Here is a 278-nt window from a genome sequence, read left to right as displayed (position 1 = left end):
CCGCTTCATCTGGAACAGCTCGAACAAGCGAGGGATACCCAGTTCGATCGCTGGAACTCGCAAGTTCTGACGGCGACTGAGGTTCTGAACGAACAACTTGCGCGAGCAGACTTTTTTATCTGCGCGTCGGAGAAGCAGCGTCTGTTCTGGCTGGGTCAGCTCGCGGCAGTCGGCCGCGTAAATGCAATGACGTACGAATCGGACAACTCACTGAGCGATCTGATCGCAGTCGTTCCGTTCGGCCTTTCAGAAGACATTCCCGAGCAGCAATATCACGC

General features: G+C 55.4%; 1 pseudogene. It reads left to right on the top strand.

The features are described 5' to 3' along the window. Nucleotides 1-278, top strand: a pseudogene (locus RMT89_RS42685) (glycosyl transferase); the annotation flags it as partial.

The organism is Streptomyces sp. P17, assembly GCF_032436805.1.
Taxonomy (GTDB): domain Bacteria; phylum Actinomycetota; class Actinomycetes; order Streptomycetales; family Streptomycetaceae; genus Streptomyces.
This window is presented reverse-complemented; position numbering and strand designations above follow the sequence as displayed.